This window comes from Haloarcula sp. DT43 (assembly GCF_037078405.1).
Lineage (GTDB): Archaea > Halobacteriota > Halobacteria > Halobacteriales > Haloarculaceae > Haloarcula > Haloarcula brevis.
The window spans coordinates 369,152-391,995 of record NZ_JAYMGZ010000001.1; the positions used below are offsets into that span (position 1 = coordinate 369,152).

Here is a 22,844-nt window from a genome sequence, read left to right on the forward strand (position 1 = left end):
GAGAACGTTCCATCGCGCGAACCTCCGTCAGACCTCTGCTCTGACGGGCCTTCGCTCGCTTTGAGCACGAAGACGGGGAGGGCAGGACCTAGCGTCCGGCGGCGAAGCCGGAATCGCCGCCCCGCGGCGATTCCGACTTCTTCGCCCACGTTTTTCGAGGAGCCGTCTCCGCAGCGAGCGGAGCGAGCGAGGAACGGCGACGACGAAAAAGGTGGTGGACAAATGGTTTAACCTCGGCCCGAGTAGACCCCGCTATGGCAGAAAAACCCCAGTCGGGAACCTTGTTCGGCGTGCCGTATAACTTCGAACGACCGAGCCTCAAGCGGTTGGTGTCGGCCTACTGGAAGCCGGGCGAGGACATGCTGGTCGAGAAGCCCTTCGGCATCGGCTACACGCTGAACCTGGCGAACTGGCGCTCGTGGGTCGTGCTGGCGGTCGCCGGCGTGATGCTGTATCTCGAACGCGGCGGCAGCGGCGAGGAGTTCGACTCCGAGAGCGAGGACGAGCCGGTCGAAGTCGTCGTCGACTGACGCCCCCAGGGCGGAGCGGCCCCAACACTCGGACGAACGCCGTTTCGACGGCTCTTTTGTCGCCGGGCGCGGTGTGCCGGTATGCTCAATTTCGTCACGACCAACCCCGGGAAGGTCCGGGAGGCGACCGAGTACCTCGACGACGACATCAGACAGTTCGACTTCGACTACCCGGAGGTCCAGGCCGACGACCTGAAATCGGTCGCGGCCGAGGGGGCGCGGGCGGCCTACCGGGCGGCGGACGGGCCGGTCATCGTCGACGACGCGGGGCTGTTCATCGACGCCTTCGACGGGTTCCCCGGCCCGTACTCCTCCTACGTCGAGGACACGGTCGGCGTCGAGCGCGTCTGGCGCATGACCGAACCGGAAGAGGACCGGGCGGCGGCGTTCAAGACGGTCATCGCCTACTGCGACGGCGAGGGCTTCGAGGCGACCCCCGACCCGGACGGCATCGACCGCGAGGACCGGCGCGGACAGGACCTGGCGGCCGACGACCGCGCTGCGGCGACGACGGACGAGCAGGTCGACGATGGCGAGACCGTGCCGGTGAAACTGTTCGAGGGCCGCGTGCCCGGCGACATCGTCGCGCCCCGCGGCGAGAGCGGGTTCGGCTTCGACCCTATCTTCGAACACGACGGGACGACCTTCGCGGAGATGAGCACCGAACAGAAGAACGCCATCTCCCACCGCGGGCGGGCGCTGGCGAAGTTCGCGGAGTGGTACGGTGAGCGGTAGCGAACCGTCCGTCGAGGGATGCGTCGCATCCCTCGGAAGTTCCAGCGGCCGGGGCGCGGCGCTGGAACCCGACGCGACGTCGAGTCGCGGAGTGGTACGGTGAGCGGTAGCGACGTGCCGGTCGTCGGTACCGGCGGGACCGCGCTGATAACCGGCGCGTCGGCTGGCATCGGCGAGGTGTTCGCCCGGGAGTTCGCCGCGCGCGGACACGACGTGATCAGCGAGGCACTGGCCGAGGAACACCGGGGGACACCGGTCGACGTGACGGTGGTCTGTCCCGGCCCCGTCGAGACGGGCTTTCAGGAACGGGCCGGGATGGCGGACTCGACCGTCGGGGCGGTCACCGCGAACACGCCCGACGCGGTCGCCGAGGCGGCCTACGAAGGGGCCGCCGCCGGCGAGGCGGTCGTGATTCCGCGACGGTCGATGCGACTGCTCGACCGACTGGTCAGGGTGACGCCGCGCCGGGTCGTCCGCCGCGTCTCCGCGCTGGTCAACCGCGGCCGGTAGAGAATCAATTCCGAAAGCGGCATCCACAATACCGTCCCGAGGACCTCACGGTCCGGTTCTTTCGCCCCTTTCTTTTCAATCTCCGAGAATTAGACTGGAACCTTATTAAACACTGTAAGAAAAAGGGGCGTATGCTCACAGACCCGGTCGGACAGTACAAAGCGGTGATACGCGAATCACTCGAACTTTTCGGCGTCGCCGGCTCCGTCGAGCGGAAGGTGCTCGCGGCCGTCGGCCTGCAGTTCGCCGCGTCCGTCGCGCTGGCGGGTGTCTCTCTCGTCGCCAGCGGGACCGTCCGGTTCGTCGTCACGGGGGTGTTGCTCGTCGGTGCGGTCGTCGCGTTCGCCAACACGGTGTTCATCACCCGCGAGGACTTCGTCGAACCCGTCACGGCGATGGCGGCGGGCGCGGACCACATCGCCTCCGGCGAACTCGACGTGGAACTGCCCGAGAGCGAGCGCGACGACGAGGTCGCCGAACTGCTCGCGTCGTTCCGGTCGATGCAGGCCTACCTGCTGACGGTGTCCGAGCAGGCCGACGCGCTCTCCCGGCAGGAGTTCGACGCCGAGGTTCTCGACGAGGACGTGCCCGGGACTTTCGGGCAGTCCCTGGAGAAGATGGCCGCCAGCATGGACGACTACACGACCGAACTCCAGGCGATGACCAGCGACCTCGAACGGCGGTCCCAGGCGCTCAACGACCTCGTCGTCGCCTTCGGCGACGCCGCCGAGCGGGCGAAAGACGGGGACCTGACGGCCACGATCGACGAGGACTTCGACGCCGACGACGAGCAGTTCGACGCCGTCGTCGAGAACTACAACGACCTCGTGACCACGCTGGGTGAGACGGTCGCCACCGTCGCGGCGTTCGCCGAGGACGTCGACGAGACGAGCGACCACGTCACCAGGAGCATCCAGGAGATAGACGACGCCAGCGACGAAATCTCGCGGTCGATACAGGAGATTTCGGCCGGTGCCAGCCAGCAGGCGTCCCGCCACGACGACGTCGCCTCCGAGATGAACACCCTGTCGGCCACCGTCGAGGAGATAGCCGCGACCGCGGAAAACGCCGCCGACACCGCGGAGAAGGCGACACGGCGCGGCCGAGAGGGACGCGCGGACGCCGAACAGGCTATCGACGAACTCGACGAGATGGAGTCCCGCATCGACGACATTGCCGTCGCGGTCGAGAGCCTGGTCGACCAGATAAGCGAAATCGACGACATCGTCGAGGTCATCACGGACATCGCCGAGCAGACCAACATGCTCGCGCTGAACGCCTCCATCGAGGCGGCCCGCGCGGACGTGAGCGGCGACGGGTTCGCCGTCGTCGCCGACGAGGTCAAGACCCTCGCCGAGGAGACCCGCGACGCCGCGACGGACGTGTCCGACCGCATCGAGGCCGTCCAGCAGGAGGCCGGCGAGACCGTCAGCGACGTCGAGGCGACGAACCAGCAGGTGACCGACAGCGTCGAGACCATCGAGTCGGCGCTGCGGGACTTCGAGGACATCGTCGACGTGCTCGGCGAGGTCAACGCCTCGATTCAGGAGATATCGGGAGCCACCGCCGAGCAGGCCGAGACCACCCAGGAGGTCGTCGACATGGTCGACGAAGTCGCGGCGGTGAGCGAGCAGACCAACGAGGAGTCCGAGGCCGTCGCCGCCGCCGCCGAGGAACAGACGGCGACGATTACCGAAGTGACAAACGAGGTTCGGGAGATGGCGGCCCAGACCGACGACCTGCGCGAGGTGCTCGCGGAGTTCGACGTCGCGGAGGGCGCGGCCGGGCCGTCGAGGACAGCTACGACGGCCGTGCCGTCGGCCGACGACTGACCCCCGCTACGCACGCGGGTCCCGGTCGGGTCCGGGGTACTCGCCTTCCTTGACGACGGGGTACAGCGACTCCGGGTCGAACAGGCGGGCGAAGGCGTCCGGCGGTCTGACGCTCACGGCCATGTGACGGTTGAGCGCGGCACCGGTCCGGGCGCTCCGCAGTTCGGTATCGAACGAGAGCAACTGCTGTGCCCCGCCCCGGTAGGCCGCGGCCAGCGCGGGATGGTCGCCGGCCGGATGGTCGACGAGTTCGCAGTCGGGTTCGATACGCGCCCGCCAGTCGGCCGCCAGGTCGTCGTCGGCGAGGTCGGCGATGACGGCGGTCGCGTCGTCTAGCAGGTGGTCGCTGGCGACGAGCGTGACCCACGAGTGGCGGCGGACGTGGTCGAGTGCTGCGCGGGCGTCGCCGTCCGGCCCACACAGCAGGTCGGCGGCGAGGACGTCGGCGTCGGCGACGACGCGGGCCGGCGACGGCTCACGCATCGCCGTCCTCCGCCCGCCGCTCGTCGAGGGCCGTACGGACAGCGTCCACCGTGGTCTGGTAGTCCGTCGCGCGTTCGAACAGCGTCGCCCAGGTCATACAGGGGACAGTGCCCCGACGGGCAAAAGCCGTACCGTCTGTCGCCCGTCGGCCGTCCGTCTGACGGGCATTTATGAGGACCGGTAGCATTCCCCTCGATACGGGCGCGCTGCACGGCTGCAGTGGCTGTCGGTGACACTGCGTGCCATCCTATCCTCCCCAGGCGCGCCCGGACACCGCGATCCTCCCTTTCATATTCCACTTCCCCCCGGCTTCCGACGGAGGCGAGTGCTATCGACTGGAAAAGCCGCCGTCGAGACCCGGGCGCTCAGGCCGGTGCGTCGCCCCGGAGCGTCGCCCGGATGTCGTCCAGCCCGCCGGGGTCGGCCATGATGGCGACGCTGTCGCCGGGTTCGATTTCCGTCTGTGGCAGCGGAATCGTCATCGGCTCGTGGTTCTTGCCGTGAGCGTAGATGTGGGCGTCGCCGGGCAGTTCCACCTCGACGACCCGTTTCCCGACGAACGGCGAGTCCTCGGGGATGCTGATGCTGGCGACCGAGAGCTGTTCGGTCAGGTCGGCGAGGACGTTGAAGTCCCCGCCCAGCAGCGCCGTCTTCGCGCCGGCCGCGCCCAGCCGCTCGGGGTAGATAATCTCGTCCACGTCGGCGGCGTACTTCTCGTAAATCTCCTCGCGGTAGTCGGCGTCGATGCGCAGCACGGTCCGACAGCCGTGTTCCTTGCCAATCATGCAGGCGGTGAAGTTCGTGTTCAGGTCGCCCGTGAGGCCGCCGATAGCGTCCGCGGTCTCGATGCCGGCGTCGAGGAGGACGCTCTCCTCGTTGCCGTCGCCCTGGATGGTCTCGAAACCGGTCTCGGCGGCCCGTTCGACCTTCACCGGGTCGTTGTCGACGATGACGACTTCGTGGCCCTCGCTCTGCAGAATCCGTGCGGTCCGGATACCGACGCGGCCGTAGCCAACGATAACGAACTTCATGCCCCACGGTACGACGGCCACCATTAAAAATGTGAACGGGTGACAGGGTGGCGCGGTTACCCTTCAGTCGTCCCGGCTTCGTCGGTGTTCGCGTCCTCGGTCTCTTCCGCTGGCGGCTCCTCAGTTTCGTCAGCGGGTGGTTCTTCGGTTTCGTCAGCGGGCGGTTCTTCAGTTTCGTCGACCGGCGGTTCTTCAGTTTCGTCGACCGGCGGTTCTTCAGTCTCTTCCGCTGGCGGTTCTTCGGTTTCGTCAGCGGGCGGCTCCTCAGTCTCTTCCGCTGGCGGTTCTTCGGTCTCTTCCGCTGGCGGCTCCTCGGTTTCGTCAGCGGGCGGTTCTTCAGTTTCGTCGACCGGCGGTTCTTCAGTTTCGTCAACCGGCGGTTCTTCGGTTTCGTCGACCGGCGGTTCTTCAGTTTCGTCAACCGGCGGTTCTTCAGTCTCTTCCGCTGGCGGTTCCTCGGACACCGCGGACTCGATAGTAATCTCGGCGAACGCGCCGTCGTCACGCGTGAAGACGCTGTGGACGTACGTGCCCGGTTCGACGCCGGTCGTATCGACGGTGAACGTGACCTCGGTGGATTCGTTCGCGTCGAGGGTCACGGACTCGGCGGCGAGTGGCTCTCCGCCGAGTCGGAACTCGACGGTCTGTGTCGTGTTGAAGGCGTTCGGGTTGGCGACAGTCGCGTCGACGGTGACGTTGTCACCGGCGGCGGCGCTCGTCGGCGCGTCGAGGCTTTCCAGGGTGAACGAGTCGGAGACGGTGACCGCGGCGACCTGCCCGTCGTCGCTGGTGAAGACGCCGTGGCGGTAGTCACCGGGTTCGACGCCGGTCGTCCCGACGGCGAACTGGACGGTCGTGCTCTCGTCCGGGTCGAGCGTGACGAGCGTCCGGTCGACGACGGCACCGTCGAAGCGGAACGCCACGGACTCGGTCACCGTGGCGTTCTCGTTGTTCGTGACCGTCGCGGCCACGTCGGCAGTCGAGTTCGGCGCGACGCTCTCCGGCGCTGTCAGGGAGTCGACGGTGACTCCTGTGTTCCCGGCCTGTTCGAGTGGCGATTCCTGTTGCGCTGTCACGCCCGGTACGGCCCCGGCCTGTGCGGCGAAGCCCCCGACGACGACCAGCGCGGCGAAGACGGCGAATGTGCGAGTTCGTATCATGAGTTGGTCGGCAATGCGAACGAGGCAACGGCTGAGAGACACATAAACCGGAGAGACAGTTCAACGGAGCATAATAACCTGCTAAGCGATGCGCCTCTCTCGCCGGGTGGACAATCTGAGATTGAGCGACGGGATGTCGGTCGGTGAATCGTTTTGCCGGTGATTAAGCACCCGAGCGGTGGCGAACGAACGCCCGACGACGGTGGCTGGTTCGCCGAGTAATAGACGGGCCGCACTGTTCAGTGGCGCGGTGAGGTGCGGCGACGCGTCGCACCCGGTGGTGTGACGGGCCGTCGACGACACCCTTTCGACACCGGTTTACCCGTCGACAGTGGAGGATGCGATGAATATGCGCGTGACGTTCCTGGGAACGAGTGGGGCCGTGCCGACGACCCAGCGCAACACGAGCAGCATCTTCCTGAACCGCGACGGCGACTACCTCCTGTTCGACTGCGGCGAGGGCACGCAGCGACAGATGATGCGCTACGGCACCGGCTTCGCCGTCGACCACCTGTTCGTCACGCATCTCCACGGCGACCACGTCCTCGGGATTCCGGGGCTGCTCCAGACGTGGGACTTCAACGAGCGCGACCGCGCCATCGCCGTCCACACCCCGGCGGGCACGCGCGGGAACATCGAACAGCTCATCCAGGCCAACGGGACGACTCCCTCCTTTCCCGTCCGCATCAACGAGGTGTCGGCCGGCGACGTGGTTCTGGACCGGCCGGAGTACGAGGTCCGGGCCATCGAGACCGAACACCGGTGTGCCAGCGTCGGCTACGTCCTCGACGAGGACGACCGGAAGGGGAAGTTCGACCGCCAGAAGGCCGAGGAGGAGTTCGGCATCCCGCCGGGGCCGAAGTACTCGAAGCTCCACCGCGGCGAGGCCGTCGAACACGAGGGCGAGACCATCCAGCCGGAGGCCGTCGTCGGGCCGCCCCGTCCCGGCCGGCGGTTCGTCTACACCGGCGACACGCTCCCGACAGAGAGCGTCATCGAGGCGAGCGAGGGCGCGGACCTGCTCGTCCACGACGCTACCTTCGCCGAAGACCGGAAAGAGCGGGCGAAGGCGACGGCCCACTCCACCGCCCGGGAGGCCGCCGACGTGGCGCGACAGGCCGGCGCGTCGACGCTGGCGTTGACACACATCTCGACGCGCTACGCCGCCAGCGCCGACCAGTTGGTCGAGGAGGCCCGCGACGCCTTCGACGGCGAGGTCGTCCTCGCCGACGACGGGATGGAACGCCGCGTGGAGTTCCCGGACGCCGACGAGTTCCGATGAAATAGTGCAGCATTTATCCTTCGAAGCGATAGCGCAGCCATGACTCACCGATTAGTCCACGTCGGTCTGGGCGGCCAGGGCTCGACCTGGGCGACAGACGCGATTCCGCCGAACGTCGACGCCGACCGCATCGAGGTCGTCGCAGCGGTCGACACCGACCCCGAACGGCACGAACTGGCCGAACGAGAGCTCGGCCTCTCGCCCGAGGAGTGTTACACCGACCTCGAAACCGCGCTCTCGGAGCGTCCGGCTGACGTCTGTTCCATCGTGACGCCGCCGGCGACCCACGAGGCCGTGGTGGAGACGGCACTGGCCCACGACCTGCACATCATCTCGGAGAAACCGATTGCCGACACCCTGGAAGGGTCGGTCCGGATCGCCGAGAAGGTCAGCGAGGCCGGCAAGAAGATGGGGGTCACGATGAGCCACCGGTTCGACCAGGACAAGACGACCTTCCGGCGGGCCGTTCAGGAGGCCGGCGACGTCGACTACTTGACGGGCCGGTACACGGGCAACGTCCGCGAGCGTGGCTTCTACGCCGACTACGTCTACGAGATGTCGAACATGCTCCTGCTCGACGGCGCTATCCACCACCTCGACATCCTCGCGTCGCTGGTCGACGCCCCGTGTGAACGGGTGTACGCCGAGACGTGGACGCCCGACGAGGCGGACTACGACGGCGACTGCACCGGCTTCGTGACGCTGCACTTCGCCGACGGGACGCGCGCCCAGTACGAGGGCAGTTACGCCAACGCGACGACGCTGAACGGCTGGGGCCACGAGCAGTTCCGCGCCGAGTGCGCCGACCAGACCGTCGTCCTCGACCGCCGCGACGTCGAGCGGTTCCACGGCGACGACTACCGCACCGGGAACTTCGAGAGCATCGGCAGGGGCGACGGCGAGTCGGTGTCGCCCGCCGAGCGCCCCCACTGGAAGAACGCCTGGCTCATCGAGCAGTTCTGTGACTGGGTCGACGGCGGCGAGCCGATGCCGACGAGCGTCGACAGCGTCCTCGAATCGATGGCTATCGTCTTCGCCGCCATCGAGAGCAGCGAGACCGGCGAGGCCGTCGACGTGCAGGCGCTGCTCGACGACGCCCGCGCGAACGCCTAACGGTCGCCGCGGAACACGTCGCCCCGTGGTTCGTACTCCATCTCCTCGCAGACAGCGGCGGCCACGTCCGCGCCCCATTCGCGCTCGACGAGATGGACGGCGAGGTCCAGCCCGGACGTGACGCCGCCACAGGTTAGCACGTCGCCGTCGTCGACGACCCGGGCATCGACGACGGTGGCGTCGGTCGCCCGCAGGTCCTCGAGTGCGCCGCCGTGTGTCACCGCCTGGCGGCCGTCGAGCAGGCCGGCGCGGGCGAGCACCATCCCGCCGGTACAGACGCCGGCGACGGTCGCACCGCGGCCGTGTGCCGCTGCGACGGCGTCGGGCAGGTCGCCGCGTTCGGTCTCCGTCCACACGCCGGCCTCGCTCCGGTCGTTCCACCCGCCGCCGGCGACGACGAGCAGGTCCGGGGCGACGTCGGTCAGCAGGCCGTCGGGTTCGACCCGGAGCCCGTGGCTCGCGGTGACTCGCTCGGACTCGCGCACCGAACGAAGCGTCACGTCCCAGGACGCGCCGAACCGGGCCGCGTTCTCGAACACCTCGTAGGGGCCGATGGCGTCCAGTTCGTCGAACCCGTCGAAGCAGGCGATTGCGACAGTCTCCATGCTCACACCTGGGCCGACGGCGGCAAATAGTCCAGTGATACCGTGTGTCACGCGACCGGCGACCGCGAGGCCAAGAACGTGCTGGCCGTCTGCCGGGACCCGCGGAGCGACGACAACGACCTCGCTGTCCGCGTGTTCGCACCGTTCACGTGCCCGAGGACCCCGCGACCGGCTCCTCCAACGGCTGTCTGGCCGCGTATCTCGCCCGCCACGAGGGACTCGGGAGCCCCGCCGTGGAGGCGCGCGTCGAACAGGGGTACGAGATGGGGCGGCCGTCGCTGTTGCACCTCTCGACGACCGGCAGCGGCGAGGACATCAGCGTCCGGGTCGGCGGCAGCGTCGTCCCCGTCGCCCGCGGCGACCTGCTGTGAGCGACCGCGACAGCCCCGCTATCGGCACACTCATTTCGTCCCGTACACAACCGCGGGCCATGGAACTCGCACACACCGCAATCTGCGTCTCGGACCTCGACCGCGCGATGGCGTTCTACGGCGCGCTGGGCTTCGAGGAGACCAACCGCTTCACGCTGGACGGCGTCGAGAACGTCTATCTCGGCCGGGATGGCGACGGCGACCTGCAACTCCGCTACGACCCCGACCGGACCACCCCGGTCGCGCCGAACCGCGCCGACGTGGACCACATCGCGTTCACCGTCGACGACGTCGAGGGGACCTACGAGGCGGCCATCGACGCCGGCGCTGCACCCGTGGTCGAACCGACGGAAATCGACGCCGCCGACGCTTTCGTCGCCTTCGTCGAGGACCCCGAGGGGTACACGCTGGAGTTCTACCGCTGGCTCTGAGCGGGACCGCCGAGAGTGGGAGCGGCAGTCAGTCACAGAAAAACTCGCTCACGGCTCACGTCGTTCGCCGTTCGCGCTCGAGGTTCTCACGCCGCTCGAACCTCACGACGCCAGGACTGGGATTTGAACCGACGGCGAGACGGTCGCCTCGCTCCGCTCGGCGCTGCGACTCGCGTGCTCAAACCCCAGCAGTGTCGCATACCCGCTTCACGGATGCCGAGAACACGCTACGCGGTTCTCGACGGTATGTTCGCGGTAAAAGCGCCAGGACTGGGATTTGAACCCAGAATCCCGAAAGGGAACACGCTTTCCAGGCGTGCGCCTTACCGTTCGGCCATCCTGGCACGCGTTTCGAGAGTGCGAGGGCGGGCGATTAAGGGCTTTCGTTTCCGAACAGCCGCGGCTGCATGCGGTAGGACGCCAGCGTCGCCCCAATGCTGACGGCCACGGCGACGCCGGCTTTGGCCGAGAGCGACACCGGCGTCCCGGCCAGCAGTTCGTACCCCTGGACGAGGACCAGGAAGGCGAGGCCGCCGACGACGCCCCACAGGAGGCTGGCCTTCGTTCGCGGCTCCATCAGCGCCCTCCCCTCCGTATCGGCTCGGCTGGTGCGGTGCGTACAGGCCGTCGCATACCCGAAGCGGCGGTCGCCGCGGCTAAAACCCCGCCGGAATCAGAGCAAGAACGTGACGAGTGCTAGCACGAGGAAGACGACGACGAGGAACTTCGCGGCGCGGAAGCTCAGCCCGGCGACGCCACGGAATCCGGCAATCCCGGCGACCACGGCCAGCACCACGAGGACAACGGCGTAGTACAACAGCCCGCCACCGGACTGCAGCGGCACGGTCGCAGTCGATAGTACTGCGAGCGGGGGCGCTACCATCGGCCCCACCTGTTTCCGGGACGCCGGAGAACCTGAAGTGCAGTACTGTCGTGCAGTGTTGCCAGCGATGACATGGGCAAGCGTTCGACCCGCCACAGGGCCAGTGTTGTGCTTGCGAGGTGTGGTGGAAGCAGCCGGGAGTCGTCCCGTCGGGGCGCAACGGCGCAGTCGTTGATATGGCAAGCTCGGGCGGCTCGACGGGGCTTTCGCATGCAGGGTCCCGGCGTAGGCCGGTCGGTCAGACCAGCACGTCGACCTCGTAGCCCTCGTCGGCGAGCGCGTCGAGGAGCGCGTCGACGTGGTCGGGGCCGCGGGTCTCCAGGTCCAGTTCGACCTCGGCGGAACTCATCGCCACGTCGCGGTTGGTCCGGTCGTGCTCGATGCCGTAGATGTTGACCCGCTCGCGCGTGAGCACCTCGACGAGTTCCTCCAGCGCGCCCGGCCGGTCCTGGAGGACGGTCCGTATCCTGAGGTAGCGGCCGGTCTCGACGAGGCCGCGAATGATGACGTTGGTCAGCGTGTTCAGGTCGATGTTGCCGCCACACAGCGCGGGGACGATTGTCTCGCCGTCCGCGAAGTCGAACTTCTCCTCGGTGACGGCGGCCAGCGCGACGGCCCCCGCGCCCTCGGCGAGGGTCTTCGAGCGTTCGAGCAGCGTCGTCAGCGCGACGGCGATTTCCGAGTCCGACACCGTCACCACCTCGTCGACGCGCTCGCGGATGACCTCGAAGGTCTTCTCGCCGACGGTGCGGGTGGCGATGCCGTCGGCGATGGTCTCGACGCTGTCGCGTTCCACGCGGTGGCCCTTCCGTAGGGATTCAGCCACGCTGGACGCCCCCTCGGCCTGGACGCCGACGACCCGGATGCGCTCGTCTTTCCCCTCGAGCGCCGTCGCGATGCCGCTGATGAGGCCGCCCCCGCCGATGGGGACGACGACCGTGTCGACGCCGGGGAGGTCCTCGTATATCTCCAGGCCGATGGTCCCCTGGCCCGCCATCACCCGCTCGTCGTCGAAGGCGTGGACGTAGGTCCGGCCCTCCTCGCGTTCGAGTTCGTGTGCGCGTTCGGCGGCCGCGTCGTAGTCCCGGCCGTGGAGGACCACGTCGCCGCCGTAGCTCCGGGTCGCTTTCACCTTCGACACCGGGGCCCGTTCCGGCATCACGATTTTCGAGTCGACGCCGATTCGCGTGGCGGCCAGCGCGACCCCCTGGGCGTGGTTGCCGGCGCTCGCCGTGACGACCCCGGCGTCCCGCTCGGCGTCCGAGAGCGACGCGATGCGGTTGGTCGCGCCGCGTATCTTGAACGAGCCCGTGCGCTGGAACAGTTCGAGCTTGAGATGCACGTCTGCGCCCGTCATCGCCGAGAAGGTGTGCGAGTAGTCGAGCGGCGTGTGTCTGGCCGTTTCCGAGACGGTGTCCTGTGCCGCGAGCACGTCCTCAAACGAGAGCATGGCAGTTGCTATTCGCCGGATGCCGTTATACTGTCGGCTGACCGCGCGGTGTCGCCGGGACACACAGTGGTAACTACTCGGTGAGCGACCGGAACGAAAAGGGGGAGCGTGTGACTGCACGCGGGACGACGAACGCGAGTGACTTAAATCCCTTCGTAGCGCGGTGAAAGTGAAAGTGCAAAAAGGCGTACGGGTCAGGCATCTGTCCCGGCACCACGCCGACGGGTGGGCCCGGCGGGTCGGACAGAACTGTTTTACACTCGGTATCCCAGGAAGTAGTAGATGGACACCTGGCTGCGGCGGACGCTGGTGTATCTCGTCGCGCTCGCCGGCATCATTCTCGGCTACGCCGTCGCCTACGACTACGGGATGGCGACGTTCGAGAACAACCCACAGCCGTTCCTCCGGTCGCTCCGGGTCGTGGTCGAGACGTTCACCACGACCGGCTACGGCTCCGACGCGCCCTGGAGCACCACGGAGATGCGGCTGCTCGTCATCGTGATGGACATCACCGGCGTCGTCCTCATCTTCCTCGCGCTGCCGGTGTTGCTGTTTCCGCTGTTCGAGGAGGCGATGGAGACGACGGCCCCGAACACGGTCGAGAACGGGCTGGACGACCACGTCGTCATCTGCCAGTTCTCGCCCCGGGGCGAGACGCTCACGGCCGAACTCGACACCTGGGGCGTCGACTACATCGTCGTCGAACCGGACCGGGACCGGGCCAACGACCTCTACGAGGAGGGGTACGACGTCATCCACGCCGACCCACAGTCCGTCGACGGACTGGAGCGGGCGCGCCTGTCCTCGGCCCGCGCGCTCGTGGCCGACGCCTCCGACCAGGTCAACACCAGCATCATCCTCACCGCCCGCGAAGTCGACGAGTCCGTCCAGACCGTCAGCGTCGTCAAGGAGCCCGACCGCGCGAAGTACCACGACCTCGCCGGTGCCGACGCCGTCCTCTCGCCGCGGGGGCTGCTCGGCGAGAGCCTCGCGAGCAAGGTGACGACCGGCGTCTCGACGACGCTCGGGGACTCAATCGAAATCGGTGAGGACTTCGACATCGCCGAACTCCCGATTCACCGCGGGAGCGACCTCGTCGGGACGACCCTCGCGGACAGCGGCATCCGCGAGGAGACCGGCGTCAACGTCATCGGCGCGTGGTTCCGCGGCCAGTTCGTGAGCCCGCCCGACCCAGACGCCGAACTCGACGGCAGCACGGTCCTGCTGGTCTCGGGCACCGAAGGGCAACTGGAACAGCTCAAGGAGTTGACCCTCTCCAGCGTGCGCGGCTTTCGCCGCGGGGAGACGGTCATCATCGGTGCCGGCGAGGTCGGCCAGACCATCACGTCGGCGCTCACGGACGCCGACGTGCCGCACACGGTGCTCGACCGGAACGACGTGCCCGGCGCCGACGTCGTCGGCGACGCCACGGAGCCCGACGACCTGCGACACGCCGGCGTCGGTGCGGCCAGGACGGTCATCCTCGCGCTCTCGGAGGACACCGACACCGAGTTCGCGACGCTGGTCATCCGCGACCTCAATCCCGACGTCGAGGTCATCGCCCGCGCCGAGGAAAGCGAGAACGTCCGGAAGATGTACCGCGCGGGCGCTGACTACGTCCTCGCGCTGTCGACGGTCAGCGGCCGGATGCTCGCCTCGACGATTCTCGAAGACGAGGACGTCATCTCGATGGACCAGCAGGTCGAGGTCGTCCGCGTCGCCGCCGACGGGCTCGGGAACACGACGCTCGGCGACGCCGACGTCCGCTCGCGGACGGGCTGTACAGTCGTCGCCATCGAACGCGACGGCGCGGTGCTCACCGACCTCGGCCCCGACGCGACCATCGAGCCGACCGACAGGCTCGTCATCGCCGGCACCGACGACGGCGTGACGCGGTTCCAGTCGCTGTTCGGCTAGCGAGTCCGGGAACCGGCGGCGTCGCCCGTCGGACGCCCCTACTGGTACCGGCCCCGGCCCTCGATGTCGTCGAGGCTTGCGAACACCGCGTCGGCGTGGTCGCTCTCGGTCCGGTAGGCGTCTTCGGCGGCCGACAGCAGCGCCTCGGGGTCGTCCGCTGTCCCCGCGAGCGACTGGGCCAGCACGTGGAGGTCCATCGCGTGGTCCTCGGCCTCCTGCGTGTAGTAGCCCAGACCGAAGTCGATGAGGACGGTGCGGTCGGGGTGACCGCCGCGGGTCCCGACCCGGACGTTCCGCGTCGTCGGGTCGCCGTGGACGAAGCCGGCGTCGTGGATGCGGGCGAGCCAGCGGCCCACGTCCGCGACCCGCGGTTCGGACAGCAGCTCGCGGAGGTCCGCCTCGCCCACCCGCTGGAAGACGATGCGGGCGTCCTGTGGGTCCACGTCCCGAACCAGCGGCGTCGGGACGCCGTGACGGCGCGCCTCGCTGGTGAGGCGGGCCTCCTGTCTGGTGCGCTCGGTCCGGAGGCGCTCGTCGAGTCGCGGGTGGCGGTAGCTCCGAGACACGCGCTCTTTGACCACGCGGTCGCCCTCGAAGCGGACCGTCGCCTCCGCACCCTGGACCTCGGTCTCGGCCGCCCGATGGCGGTCGACGGACTCCTCGGTCCCGCGCCAGCTGACGGCCACCTCGTCGGGCCGGAAGTTCGAGTCGATACGCGAGTCCTCGATGGCGACGGTGTCGCCGGCCGCGTACATCTTCGCGCCCAGCATCGCTATCATCCCGGCGTTGTCACGCAGGAAGCGGTGTTCGGGCGCGTAGAACGCCGCGCCGCGTTGCTCGCACATCTCGCCGAGCATCCGCTGGAGGCGGTCGTTCTGACCGACGCCGCCGCCAAGCACCAACTCGTCGGCCCCGGTCAGCGACAGCGCCCGCTCGGCGACCTCGGTCAGCATGGCGAAGATTGTCTCCTCCATGCCGCGACAGACATCCTCGACCGGGACCCCGTCGTCGACGGCCTGCTTGGCGGCGCTCATGATGCCCGAGAAGGAGAAGTCCATCCCCTTGACGACGTAGGGCAGTTCGTGGTACTCGCCGTCACGGGCGTGCCGTTCGACCTTCGGACCGCCGGGGTGGGACCACCCGACGTGGCGGGTGAACTTGTCGATGGCGTTGCCGACGCCGGTGTCCATCGTCTCGCCTAGTACGCGGTACCGGCCGTTCCGGTAGCCCAGGATGTGAGCGTTCGCGCCGGAGGCGTTCAGACAGACCGGCGAGTCGAAGCCCGAGCGGTGGCGGCCCACTTCCAGGTGGGCGACCATGTGGTTCACGCCGACAAGCGGCACGTCGAACCGCTGGGCGACCGCCCGGGCGGCCGTGGCGACGATGCGCAGACAGGGCCCCAGCCCGGGCCCGCGGGCGAAGGCCACCGCGTCGATTGGCGCGCTGTCGTCCCCGTTGCCGGCCGCTCGCTCGTGGGCGTGCTCGATGGCCGTCTCGACGACGGTCGGGATGGCCTCGCCCATGTGTTCGGCGGCCTCGCGGGGGTGGATGCCGCCGCTGTCGGGCGCGTAGGCGTCAGTCTCGATGAAAACGTGGTCGTCGTCGGTCGCCCGGGCCGGGTCCGGCGTCTCGAACACCGCAGCACTGGCTGCCCAGGCGGTTCCCTCGATACCCAGAACGCGCATCGGGCGGCCTTACTTCCACTCGGTGTAGCCGCACTTCCCGCAGTGCTGGCGGTCCTCGTGCTCGGCGAGGACGGTGTCGCCACACCGGGGGCAGGTCTCGCGGTCGAGTTCGCCGTCGTTGTAGTACTCGTTGTGCGGCATCTATGCTTCCTCCGCCTCTTCCTCGCCGTCGGCGACTATCTTGTTGCGCTCGAGCATGTGGTCCTGCTCGACGTCGCGGGCGTACTCGGGGCTGTCGTAGACCTTCGCGTAGCCGACCGTCTTCCGCATGCCGAACTTGGTGTCGAGCTTGTGGATGACGACTTCCTCGGCGTCCTTGTTCAGCGTGGCCGCAAGAGAGTCGCGGACAGAGAGACGGGAAGGGGTGGCTTCGTCGTGGACGACCTCGAACCGGACGTCCGTGCGGTGCAACATGGGATTCTCGTCTTCTTCGATGATGTCGATATCCATGGTTCGTTGTCCGTATCTACCCGCCGAAGCGCGTAAAAGGATTTCGAAGCGGTTGACGCCGTCTCAGTCCGCGATTCCGTGTCGCCGCGTCCTGCCGCCGTCGGGCGGCCCCGCCGAGGTGTGGCCCGTTGCGTTCGCGTCCGAGCGAGAGCGGCCTACTGCTGGCCCAGCTGTGCCAGCAGGCGCGAGAGGTGGATTCGCTCGTTGGCGGCGTCGACGAGCGCCATGTCCGTCTCGCCGGCCAGCCGATGGACCTCGGCCAGCCGGGCCCCGGAGTAGCGCGACCGCGCCACGTCAAGCACGTCGTCGAGGACGTCAGACGCGCCGTACCCCTCGTCGACGAGCAGGTCGTCCAGCGTCGAGCGCGCGTCGGTAAAGCGTCCCTCCTCGGCCGCTTCGACCATCTGCTCGACCTGGTCGTCGGCCTCGACGGCGTTCAGCGTCTCGAAGGCGGCGTCCATCGTCACCTCGCCCTCCGCCTCGGCGGTCGTCTGGGCGGCCAGCACGGCCGTCCGGAGGTCCCCCTCCGCGTAGCCGGCGACGTACTCGATGCCGTCGTCGTCGTGGTCGACGCCCTCCGCGGTGACGATGTCCTCCAGCACCGACGCCGTCTCCTCGTGGGTCGGTTCGCGCATCACGACCGGGAAACACCGCGACCGTATCGGCGGGATGACAGCGGAGGGCTGGCGCGTCGCGATGACGAACTGCGTCGCCTCGTAGTACTGCTCCATCACCCGGCGCAGCGCCTGCTGGAAGTCCTCGCGCATCCCCTCGGCGTTGTCCAGCAGGATGGTCTTGTAGCTGCCAGACACCGGCGAGTAGCTGGCGGACTCCTTGAGGACGTGGTTGATGAGGTCGGCCTTCGAGGACTCGCGCCGGCGCTTGCTGTCGATGAACGACGCGAAGCGCGGGTCGTTGGCGACCTCTTTTTTCGTCATGTCGAACACGTCGGCGACATTGAGTTCGGTGAAGTCCGCGTCGGGGTTGTCGTGGACCTCCCGGGCGAACGCGCGGACGGCGGCCGTCTTCCCGCTCCCCTTCGGCCCGTGGACCAGGAGGTTCATCGGCTCCTCGATGGCCCCCTGGAGGTGGTCGCGGGCCTTCGGCTGACGAATCTCCGACAACTCCGGGGCGTGTGTCTCCGTCCACAGCGGCGCGTCCATCTGTTGACACCGGGTAGGCTCGGCCCCGACAAGTATCCCGCGGTCCGCGGGTTCACGGCGACTGTCGGCACAGTAGAACGGCATGGGGCGGTGACCGCCCCCGCTGTCGGCTCGCACGCAACGACCGAGACGGTCTGTTACGTGTCCATGCGCCGCGCTTCGGGCTGCCACCCGCACTCCACGCACTCGAACTCCCCGTCGGCTGTCTTGATTACCGGCTCGTTGCACTCCTTACACTCCAGCAGGGGATTGTGTGGCCGAGTAGACGGTCGAGGCATATGTTAACGTGATACACATTCTTCGGACATAACTGTTGACCCTACGTACCTAGAGCTCCCGGCAGGCCTGTCTGTGTGCCCCGTCTCGGCTGGGCCTGTCGGTTTCGGGTGATTCGAAGTAGGATTCGTCGGGCGAGAGCGAACACGCACAGAGCAACTGCGAACATCGGGCGGCAAACGACAGACGGGAGTGCGCCGGCCGGGAATTGAACCCGGGCTATTGCCTTGGGAAGGCAATGTCCTACCACTGGACCACCGGCGCGCGTCGTACCGGACTGTCAACAGCGGCCGCACTTGAACGTAGCGTTTTGACTGGACGCGCGTCCGAAAATATCACGCCGATAGATGGGTATTAGTTCCGCCCGTCCAACCAGTAGACATGGCAACGGCCGAATCCATTGTCCGTGCCGATGAGCCGCTGGACCTGACGTTTTCCGACGCCGAGCTGGAGGCGCACCGCGACCACATCACCTCGTTCATCGCGGACCAGGTCGACGCCGCCGGTGTCGACACCGTCGTGATGGGGCTGTCGGGAGGCATCGACAGCACGCTCGTCTCCCATCTGGCCGTTGAGGCGCTCGGCGAGGACGCCGTCCACGGGCTCGTCATGCCGAGCGAGGTCAACCGCGCGGACAACATGAGCGACGCCGAGCGGGTCGCCAACGACCTGCTCGGCATCGAGTACGACGTCATCGAAATCAATCCGCTGATCGACGCGTTCCTCGACGCCTACCCCGACGTCGAGGGCGACCAGCTCGCCGTCGGGAACCTCCGGGTACGCTGCCGGGCGGTGCTGAACTACCTGGTCGGCAACCACGAGGGGGCGCTGGTCCTGGGGACCGGCAACCGCAGCGAGGCGCTGGTGGGGTACTACACGAAGTACGGCGACGGCGCGGTCGACTGTCACCCCATCGCGGCGCTGTACAAGCAACAGGTCCGACAGCTGGCGAAACACGTCGGCGTCCCGGACGACCTCGCGGAGAAGACGGCAAGCGCCGAGATGTGGGCCGGCCAGACCGACGCCGACGAGATGGGGATGGACTACGACACGCTGGACTCTATCCTCGCTCTGCACGTCGACGGCGGCGTCCCGGCGGCCGCGACAGCCGAGCACGTCGGCGTCCCGATAGCCGCCGTCGAGACCGTCCGTGAAATGTACGAATCGAGCGCGCACAAGCGGGCGATGCCGCCGGGGCCGGACCCGCTGTACTGAGTCAGGTCATCGAACCGGGTTCTCCGGACCGCGACCCAGATACTCCGAGAGGAACGCGTGGACGGTCTCGGCGTCGTAGCCGTCCATCGTCAGCTCGTGTCGCCACGCCGTCACGACGTAGGGCGCGCTGGGGTCGTCGTTGGGGTTCGGAACGACGACGACGCTCCGCCAGGTGCCGGTGTGGACGCTGGAGAACTCCCTGAGGCTCGTTCTGGCTTCGGGCGATAGCTCGTCGGGGTCGTAGTAGACGACGACCGCGCCGTGTTCGAGCGTGTGGACGAGCGAACCGAGCAGCGGCGTCGCCTCGTAGAAGCCCGCACCCACCGTCGACCCGTAGTGTGTCCCGGAGAGCGGCGGGACCCGCTGGTAGTCGATGGCGCTGCCCTCCCCGACGTGGTTGGCCCCCCGGTCCGGGAACTGCTTGACGCCGGCCAGGCGGTCGCTGTCGCCGGTGTCGTCGAGCGACGACGCCTCGACACCGCTGGCCTCGACCGCCGAGAGCGGCTGTGCGCCCGCCGTCCCGACGAGGTCGGCGTCGCCCGAACCGCCGCCGCCAAGCTGGGTCACGTACGCCGTGAGCCCGATGGCGAACAGGACGACGACGCCGATGACGATGGGGCCGACCGGGAGGGCGGCCCCGTCCCCGTCGCCGGTGTGGGCCTCGACGCGCCGGCGGTCGATTGCGCCGAGTTCACCGCCGTGGGCGTCGGCGAGGTGGTCGAGGTAGGCGTCCTCGCCGTCGAACGATTCCGTACAGTACTCACAGTCGACCATTGCTGATTCGTATGCGAGGCGGCGTCTTGTACCCTTGCCTACTCGCGCTTCGCGGTGAGGTCGGCGAAGGCCTGCTGTTCGCGTTGCTCCTGTGTCTCCCTGTCGGCGTCGTCCCGTATCCGCGCTTTCAGTACCCGGAGCGCGTCGGCGTCGACGGCCGCGACCGCTTCGGCCACGGTCCGTGGTTCCGCGGTGACCCGCGAGACCAGCCCCATCCGCAGCGCCGTCTCGGCGTCGAGCGTGCGGCCCGACAGCGCGATGTCCAGCGCCTCGCCGGTCCCGACGATCTCGGGGAGCCGCGCCGTCCCGCCCCACGCGCCGAACAGCCCGAGTTTGACCCCGGTTTCGGCCAGGGTCGCCTCGGGCGTGGCCACCCGGATGTCACAGGCCAGCGCCAGTTCGACGCCGCCGCCCCGCGCCGCGCCGTCGATGCCGGCGACGACGGCCCCGTCGTAGGATTCGAGCGCCCGGGCGACCCGCTGGCCCAGCGCCGCGAACGACTCGGCGCTCGCCGCGTCGAGTGCCTGTACCTCGTCGAGGTCCGCGCCGGCACAGAACGCCTCGCCAGCGCCGTGGAGGTACAGCACCGGCTCGGTCGCTGCCTCGACCGCCGCTTCGAGGTCACGTAGCGCCGCGCTGGTGAGGGCGTTGCGCCGGTCGGGTCGGTCGAGCGTCAGGGTGCGGATACCGTCGCCGCTCGTGGTCTGTACCATGCCTGCTGTGACTCTGTGGTTTCCAAAGGTCTTTGCCCTTCCCGTCGCTAGACCCTCATAATGGAGGAAGTGGCGGCAGTTCGCCGAGCGGCGTTGGCGGCAGTCGACGATGTCGAGCCCGACCGGCTTCACGGTCGCCTCGACGCTCGCCTCGAGGACGCGTCGCTGGCACCCGGCGTCCTGACGCTCGTCAGCGCAGGCGCGACCAGCGACCCGCCGGTCGACCTGGGCGACGGCGTCGCCGACCGCGCCGCCGGCGTCCAACTCATCTACGAGGGGCTCTCGCTGACCCGGCAACTGGCTCGCGACGACCCCTGGGTCACCGGCGACCGCGACACGGCCGACCTGGACATCCTCATCGCCGACATCCTCGTCTCCCGTGGCTTCTACCTGCTGGCCAGGACCGAGGCCGCCGACGCCGCCGTCTCCGTCGTCCGCTCGTTCGGCCACGACCAGACGGTCCGCCGGACGACCGACGACGAGAGCCTCGACGCCGCCCTCGAAACCGACATCCTCGAACTCGCGGTCGTCGCCGGGGCCACCGCCGCCGGGGTCCGGCCCACCCCGACGCTGCGCGAGTACGCGACCGAACTGGCCGCCGACGGCCTCCCGTCCAACGCCGAGTTGCTCGCCGAGGACGTCGCCGACGCCCTCCGGGCCCGTGCGGGGGCCGAACAGCCCTCCGGCGACGGGACCGAGGCCGCCGCCGACCACTGAGACGAATCGACATACCGGCCCCGAATCGAAACGACTTTAGACAATTGCCGGATACACACTGATGCGTGCCTGGGTAGCTTAGCGGTAAAGCGCGTCCTTGGTAAGGACGAGACCCCGGATTCAAATTCCGGCCTAGGCTTAGCGGGGTTACACGGTTTCTCTCCCCATTTTACGCTGCTCTTATGAAAGAAACCAATGGTACTCAAGAACGCGCCCTTTTACTACACGGGCACCCCGACGCCGTCTTGCGATTCGTATAGTTGTCAGGACACTATAAAATCCGCCACCTCGCCGTACAGCGATTCGAGTTTGGAGGATGGTCTATGAACCCGACTGACCCCCTCGACAACCTCGGCGGTGGGGACACGATGAGCGGGGAGATTCCACCCGCACCCGAGGACTACGAGTTCACCTACCCACTCGTGAGCCGACGCTCCGAGGAAGACCTCGGGGAGTTCGGGATGAATATGGTGGACGACTACCGCGACTTCAAGCACGAACTCCTGTCGTGGCTCGCTCACTACGGAAAGCACCCCGAGAAGCGCGAGGGGCTGGCAGACTCGACGCTCGAATCCACCCACTACAAACTCGAAACTGCGTTCCGTTGGCTGTGGCAACACGAGAACCAGTACACCACCTCGTTCACGCCCAACCACGCAGACAAGTTCATTCGCGTGCTGAACCAGTCGAAGGGGATGATTGACTCGACGGTTCTTCACCACGCGAAGGACATTAAGCGACTGTTCAAGTTCTACAACCACGCGCGTGGGAAGGACTACGAGTGGGACGTGGAGGTGGAACTCTCACAGTCGAACGGTGGGGACGAACGCGACTACCTCCGACGTGCGGCGTTCGAGCCGCTGTATCAAGCCGCGCTCGAATACTCCTCGGTCAAGAACTACCATTCGGTGACACCCGAGGAGCGTGACCGGCTCAAGATATTCGTCTCACAACGACTCGGTATCCCGAAAGAGAAGGTTGGCCCTGAGGAGTTCAAAGAGGCGAACTCGTGGAAGTACCCCTCGATAATAGCGACCACGCTGGACACCGGACTCCGACCCATCGAAGTCGGACGCGCGAAAGTCTCGTGGGTGAACTTGGAGGATGAGGAGTTGAACATCCCAAAAGACGAATCCACCAAGAACGACGCAATCTGGAACTGTTCCCTCAAGAGCCGGACGGCGAAGACATTGGAGCGGTGGCTCGATGAGCGCGCGTCTCTCACCAAGTACGACGACCGAGATGAGTTATGGCTCACGCAGAAAGCAACACAGTACGGGTCGAAGTCGTGTAACGCTCTGCTCCAGCGACTCATCGAGAACGGGGACGTTCCGATTCCCGAACACCAAGACGTGACCTTCTATTCCATTAGGCACGGAACGGCCACATATTGGGCCAACCACGTCGGGCCACACCACGCCCGCGAACAACTCAGGCACTCATCGCTCCAGACAACGATGAAATACCTACACTCGGACGCGGAAACGCGCAACAGCGCGGTGGAACAAATCTGGTAGG

Annotated in this window: 25 protein-coding genes, 3 tRNA genes and 1 pseudogene; 13 read left to right on the plus strand and 16 right to left on the minus strand. The window is 67.6% G+C overall.

Annotated features, from left to right (window positions below; translation table 11 throughout):
* Positions 1-254: 254 nt before the first annotated feature.
* The 4 genes from VI123_RS01985 (at position 255) to VI123_RS02000 (ending at position 3,607) form a co-directional block, all read left to right on the plus strand.
* Positions 255-530, plus strand: a complete 276-nt coding sequence (locus VI123_RS01985; protein WP_336336401.1) for a DUF5808 domain-containing protein — start codon at positions 255-257, stop codon at positions 528-530.
* Between the two features lie 81 nt (positions 531-611).
* A complete protein-coding gene (locus tag VI123_RS01990; protein WP_336336402.1) occupies positions 612-1,265 on the plus strand; it encodes a non-canonical purine NTP pyrophosphatase in 654 nt (217 codons plus the stop codon).
* Positions 1,266-1,364: 99 nt separating this feature from the next.
* Positions 1,365-1,775: a hypothetical protein gene (locus VI123_RS01995; protein ID WP_336336403.1), complete on the plus strand. Its 411-nt coding sequence runs from the start codon at positions 1,365-1,367 to the stop codon at positions 1,773-1,775.
* Positions 1,776-1,906: 131 nt separating this feature from the next.
* A complete protein-coding gene (locus tag VI123_RS02000; protein ID WP_336336404.1) occupies positions 1,907-3,607 on the plus strand; it encodes a methyl-accepting chemotaxis protein in 1,701 nt (566 codons plus the stop codon).
* Between the two features lie 6 nt (positions 3,608-3,613).
* Here VI123_RS02000 and VI123_RS02005 read toward each other — a convergent pair whose 3' ends face one another.
* The 3 genes from VI123_RS02005 to VI123_RS02015 form a co-directional block, all read right to left on the minus strand.
* Positions 3,614-4,090 carry a DUF7384 family protein gene (locus tag VI123_RS02005; RefSeq protein WP_336336405.1) on the minus strand — a complete coding sequence of 159 codons (477 nt, stop codon included), beginning with the start codon at positions 4,088-4,090 and terminating at the stop codon, positions 3,614-3,616.
* Between the two features lie 365 nt (positions 4,091-4,455).
* Entirely contained in the window at positions 4,456-5,121 is a 666-nt protein-coding gene (locus tag VI123_RS02010; protein ID WP_336336406.1) for a potassium channel family protein, read from the minus strand.
* Positions 5,122-5,177: 56 nt separating this feature from the next.
* Positions 5,178-6,281, minus strand: coding sequence for a CARDB domain-containing protein (locus tag VI123_RS02015; RefSeq protein ID WP_336336407.1), 1,104 nt, complete (start codon positions 6,279-6,281; stop codon positions 5,178-5,180).
* Between the two features lie 343 nt (positions 6,282-6,624).
* Between VI123_RS02015 and rnz the strand changes: the two genes are divergently transcribed.
* Together rnz and VI123_RS02025 are read left to right on the plus strand one after the other, a co-directional pair.
* Complete coding sequence (rnz, locus tag VI123_RS02020; RefSeq protein WP_336336408.1) at positions 6,625-7,563, plus strand: ribonuclease Z; 939 nt, start codon at positions 6,625-6,627, stop codon at positions 7,561-7,563.
* Positions 7,564-7,602: 39 nt separating this feature from the next.
* The gene (locus VI123_RS02025) at positions 7,603-8,676 is read left to right on the plus strand and encodes a Gfo/Idh/MocA family protein (protein WP_336336409.1); all 1,074 of its coding nucleotides are present in this window, start codon (positions 7,603-7,605) and stop codon (positions 8,674-8,676) included.
* On the opposite strand, the gene VI123_RS02030 is transcribed toward VI123_RS02025, so the two are convergent.
* Complete coding sequence (locus tag VI123_RS02030) at positions 8,673-9,281, minus strand: DJ-1/PfpI family protein (RefSeq protein WP_336336410.1); 609 nt, start codon at positions 9,279-9,281, stop codon at positions 8,673-8,675. The genes VI123_RS02025 and VI123_RS02030 overlap by 4 nt on opposite strands.
* A 54-nt stretch (positions 9,282-9,335) precedes the next feature.
* On the opposite strand from VI123_RS02030, the pseudogene VI123_RS02035 reads away from it, so the two are divergent.
* Positions 9,336-9,652: pseudogene (locus VI123_RS02035) on the plus strand (PhzF family phenazine biosynthesis protein); the annotation flags it as partial.
* Positions 9,653-9,711: 59 nt separating this feature from the next.
* The gene (locus VI123_RS02040) at positions 9,712-10,083 is read left to right on the plus strand and encodes a VOC family protein (protein WP_336336411.1); all 372 of its coding nucleotides are present in this window, start codon (positions 9,712-9,714) and stop codon (positions 10,081-10,083) included.
* Between the two features lie 262 nt (positions 10,084-10,345).
* On the opposite strand, the gene VI123_RS02045 is transcribed toward VI123_RS02040, so the two are convergent.
* From VI123_RS02045 to ilvA, 4 genes are all read right to left on the minus strand, one after another.
* Positions 10,346-10,427 (minus strand) — tRNA-Ser (locus VI123_RS02045).
* A 29-nt stretch (positions 10,428-10,456) separates the two neighbouring features.
* Entirely contained in the window at positions 10,457-10,660 is a 204-nt protein-coding gene (locus tag VI123_RS02050) for a hypothetical protein (protein ID WP_336336412.1), read from the minus strand.
* A 96-nt stretch (positions 10,661-10,756) separates the two neighbouring features.
* Complete coding sequence (locus VI123_RS02055) at positions 10,757-10,966, minus strand: DUF1328 family protein (protein ID WP_336336413.1); 210 nt, start codon at positions 10,964-10,966, stop codon at positions 10,757-10,759.
* A 238-nt stretch (positions 10,967-11,204) separates the two neighbouring features.
* Positions 11,205-12,416, minus strand: coding sequence for a threonine ammonia-lyase (gene ilvA, locus VI123_RS02060; RefSeq protein WP_336336414.1), 1,212 nt, complete (start codon positions 12,414-12,416; stop codon positions 11,205-11,207).
* Positions 12,417-12,698: 282 nt separating this feature from the next.
* On the opposite strand from ilvA, the gene VI123_RS02065 reads away from it, so the two are divergent.
* Positions 12,699-14,333 (plus strand): potassium channel family protein, encoded by a 1,635-nt coding sequence (locus VI123_RS02065; RefSeq protein WP_336336415.1) that lies wholly within the window; start codon positions 12,699-12,701, stop codon positions 14,331-14,333.
* A gap of 38 nt (positions 14,334-14,371) precedes the next feature.
* On the opposite strand, the gene VI123_RS02070 is transcribed toward VI123_RS02065, so the two are convergent.
* The 6 genes from VI123_RS02070 to VI123_RS02095 all read right to left on the minus strand — a co-directional run bounded on the left by VI123_RS02070 (position 14,372) and on the right by VI123_RS02095 (position 18,171).
* The gene (locus VI123_RS02070; protein WP_336336416.1) at positions 14,372-16,018 is read right to left on the minus strand and encodes a bifunctional N(6)-L-threonylcarbamoyladenine synthase/serine/threonine protein kinase; all 1,647 of its coding nucleotides are present in this window, start codon (positions 16,016-16,018) and stop codon (positions 14,372-14,374) included.
* A 9-nt stretch (positions 16,019-16,027) separates the two neighbouring features.
* Positions 16,028-16,159 carry a 30S ribosomal protein S27ae gene (locus VI123_RS02075; RefSeq protein WP_053966643.1) on the minus strand — a complete coding sequence of 44 codons (132 nt, stop codon included), beginning with the start codon at positions 16,157-16,159 and terminating at the stop codon, positions 16,028-16,030.
* Entirely contained in the window at positions 16,160-16,468 is a 309-nt protein-coding gene (locus tag VI123_RS02080; RefSeq protein ID WP_053966642.1) for a 30S ribosomal protein S24e, read from the minus strand.
* Between the two features lie 155 nt (positions 16,469-16,623).
* A complete protein-coding gene (locus VI123_RS02085) occupies positions 16,624-17,631 on the minus strand; it encodes an AAA family ATPase (protein ID WP_336336417.1) in 1,008 nt (335 codons plus the stop codon).
* 137 nt (positions 17,632-17,768) lie between these two features.
* Positions 17,769-17,909 (minus strand): hypothetical protein, encoded by a 141-nt coding sequence (locus tag VI123_RS02090; RefSeq protein ID WP_336336418.1) that lies wholly within the window; start codon positions 17,907-17,909, stop codon positions 17,769-17,771.
* Between the two features lie 191 nt (positions 17,910-18,100).
* Positions 18,101-18,171 (minus strand) — tRNA-Gly (locus VI123_RS02095).
* A 117-nt stretch (positions 18,172-18,288) separates the two neighbouring features.
* Between VI123_RS02095 and VI123_RS02100 the strand changes: the two genes are divergently transcribed.
* Positions 18,289-19,122, plus strand: coding sequence for an NAD+ synthase (locus VI123_RS02100; RefSeq protein ID WP_336336419.1), 834 nt, complete (start codon positions 18,289-18,291; stop codon positions 19,120-19,122).
* A 6-nt stretch (positions 19,123-19,128) separates the two neighbouring features.
* Here VI123_RS02100 and VI123_RS02105 read toward each other — a convergent pair whose 3' ends face one another.
* Complete coding sequence (locus VI123_RS02105) at positions 19,129-19,896, minus strand: DUF3105 domain-containing protein (protein WP_336336420.1); 768 nt, start codon at positions 19,894-19,896, stop codon at positions 19,129-19,131.
* 38 nt (positions 19,897-19,934) lie between these two features.
* Positions 19,935-20,609, minus strand: a complete 675-nt coding sequence (locus VI123_RS02110; protein WP_336336421.1) for an enoyl-CoA hydratase/isomerase family protein — start codon at positions 20,607-20,609, stop codon at positions 19,935-19,937.
* 60 nt (positions 20,610-20,669) lie between these two features.
* Here VI123_RS02110 and VI123_RS02115 point away from each other — a divergent pair, with 60 nt between their 5' ends.
* The 3 genes from VI123_RS02115 to VI123_RS02125 all read left to right on the plus strand — a co-directional run bounded on the left by VI123_RS02115 (position 20,670) and on the right by VI123_RS02125 (position 22,843).
* Positions 20,670-21,326, plus strand: coding sequence for a DUF7114 family protein (locus VI123_RS02115; protein WP_336336422.1), 657 nt, complete (start codon positions 20,670-20,672; stop codon positions 21,324-21,326).
* Between the two features lie 67 nt (positions 21,327-21,393).
* Positions 21,394-21,465, plus strand: a tRNA-Thr gene (locus VI123_RS02120).
* A gap of 184 nt (positions 21,466-21,649) precedes the next feature.
* Entirely contained in the window at positions 21,650-22,843 is a 1,194-nt protein-coding gene (locus VI123_RS02125; protein ID WP_336336423.1) for a tyrosine-type recombinase/integrase, read from the plus strand.
* The last annotated feature ends 1 nt before the right edge of the window (position 22,844 follow it).

What these genes read in the sequence shown, in the direction of transcription:
- VI123_RS01985 (WP_336336401.1), top strand. Translation starts at nt 255, where the DNA reads ATGGCAGAAAAACCCCAGTCGGGAACCTTGTTCGGCGTGCCGTATAAC.
- VI123_RS01990 (WP_336336402.1), top strand. Translation starts at nt 612, where the DNA reads ATGCTCAATTTCGTCACGACCAACCCCGGGAAGGTCCGGGAGGCGACC.
- VI123_RS02000 (WP_336336404.1), top strand. Translation starts at nt 1,907, where the DNA reads ATGCTCACAGACCCGGTCGGACAGTACAAAGCGGTGATACGCGAATCA.
- VI123_RS02005 (WP_336336405.1), bottom strand. Translation starts at nt 4,090, where the DNA reads ATGCGTGAGCCGTCGCCGGCCCGCGTCGTCGCCGACGCCGACGTCCTC.
- VI123_RS02010 (WP_336336406.1), bottom strand. Translation starts at nt 5,121, where the DNA reads ATGAAGTTCGTTATCGTTGGCTACGGCCGCGTCGGTATCCGGACCGCA.
- VI123_RS02015 (WP_336336407.1), bottom strand. Translation starts at nt 6,281, where the DNA reads ATGATACGAACTCGCACATTCGCCGTCTTCGCCGCGCTGGTCGTCGTC.
- rnz (WP_336336408.1), top strand. Translation starts at nt 6,625, where the DNA reads ATGAATATGCGCGTGACGTTCCTGGGAACGAGTGGGGCCGTGCCGACG.
- VI123_RS02025 (WP_336336409.1), top strand. Translation starts at nt 7,603, where the DNA reads ATGACTCACCGATTAGTCCACGTCGGTCTGGGCGGCCAGGGCTCGACC.
- VI123_RS02030 (WP_336336410.1), bottom strand. Translation starts at nt 9,281, where the DNA reads ATGGAGACTGTCGCAATCGCCTGCTTCGACGGGTTCGACGAACTGGAC.
- VI123_RS02040 (WP_336336411.1), top strand. Translation starts at nt 9,712, where the DNA reads ATGGAACTCGCACACACCGCAATCTGCGTCTCGGACCTCGACCGCGCG.
- VI123_RS02050 (WP_336336412.1), bottom strand. Translation starts at nt 10,660, where the DNA reads ATGGAGCCGCGAACGAAGGCCAGCCTCCTGTGGGGCGTCGTCGGCGGC.
- VI123_RS02055 (WP_336336413.1), bottom strand. Translation starts at nt 10,966, where the DNA reads ATGGTAGCGCCCCCGCTCGCAGTACTATCGACTGCGACCGTGCCGCTG.
- ilvA (WP_336336414.1), bottom strand. Translation starts at nt 12,416, where the DNA reads ATGCTCTCGTTTGAGGACGTGCTCGCGGCACAGGACACCGTCTCGGAA.
- VI123_RS02065 (WP_336336415.1), top strand. Translation starts at nt 12,699, where the DNA reads ATGGACACCTGGCTGCGGCGGACGCTGGTGTATCTCGTCGCGCTCGCC.
- VI123_RS02070 (WP_336336416.1), bottom strand. Translation starts at nt 16,018, where the DNA reads ATGCGCGTTCTGGGTATCGAGGGAACCGCCTGGGCAGCCAGTGCTGCG.
- VI123_RS02075 (WP_053966643.1), bottom strand. Translation starts at nt 16,159, where the DNA reads ATGCCGCACAACGAGTACTACAACGACGGCGAACTCGACCGCGAGACC.
- VI123_RS02080 (WP_053966642.1), bottom strand. Translation starts at nt 16,468, where the DNA reads ATGGATATCGACATCATCGAAGAAGACGAGAATCCCATGTTGCACCGC.
- VI123_RS02085 (WP_336336417.1), bottom strand. Translation starts at nt 17,631, where the DNA reads ATGGACGCGCCGCTGTGGACGGAGACACACGCCCCGGAGTTGTCGGAG.
- VI123_RS02090 (WP_336336418.1), bottom strand. Translation starts at nt 17,909, where the DNA reads ATGCCTCGACCGTCTACTCGGCCACACAATCCCCTGCTGGAGTGTAAG.
- VI123_RS02100 (WP_336336419.1), top strand. Translation starts at nt 18,289, where the DNA reads ATGGCAACGGCCGAATCCATTGTCCGTGCCGATGAGCCGCTGGACCTG.
- VI123_RS02105 (WP_336336420.1), bottom strand. Translation starts at nt 19,896, where the DNA reads ATGGTCGACTGTGAGTACTGTACGGAATCGTTCGACGGCGAGGACGCC.
- VI123_RS02110 (WP_336336421.1), bottom strand. Translation starts at nt 20,609, where the DNA reads ATGGTACAGACCACGAGCGGCGACGGTATCCGCACCCTGACGCTCGAC.
- VI123_RS02115 (WP_336336422.1), top strand. Translation starts at nt 20,670, where the DNA reads ATGGAGGAAGTGGCGGCAGTTCGCCGAGCGGCGTTGGCGGCAGTCGAC.
- VI123_RS02125 (WP_336336423.1), top strand. Translation starts at nt 21,650, where the DNA reads ATGAACCCGACTGACCCCCTCGACAACCTCGGCGGTGGGGACACGATG.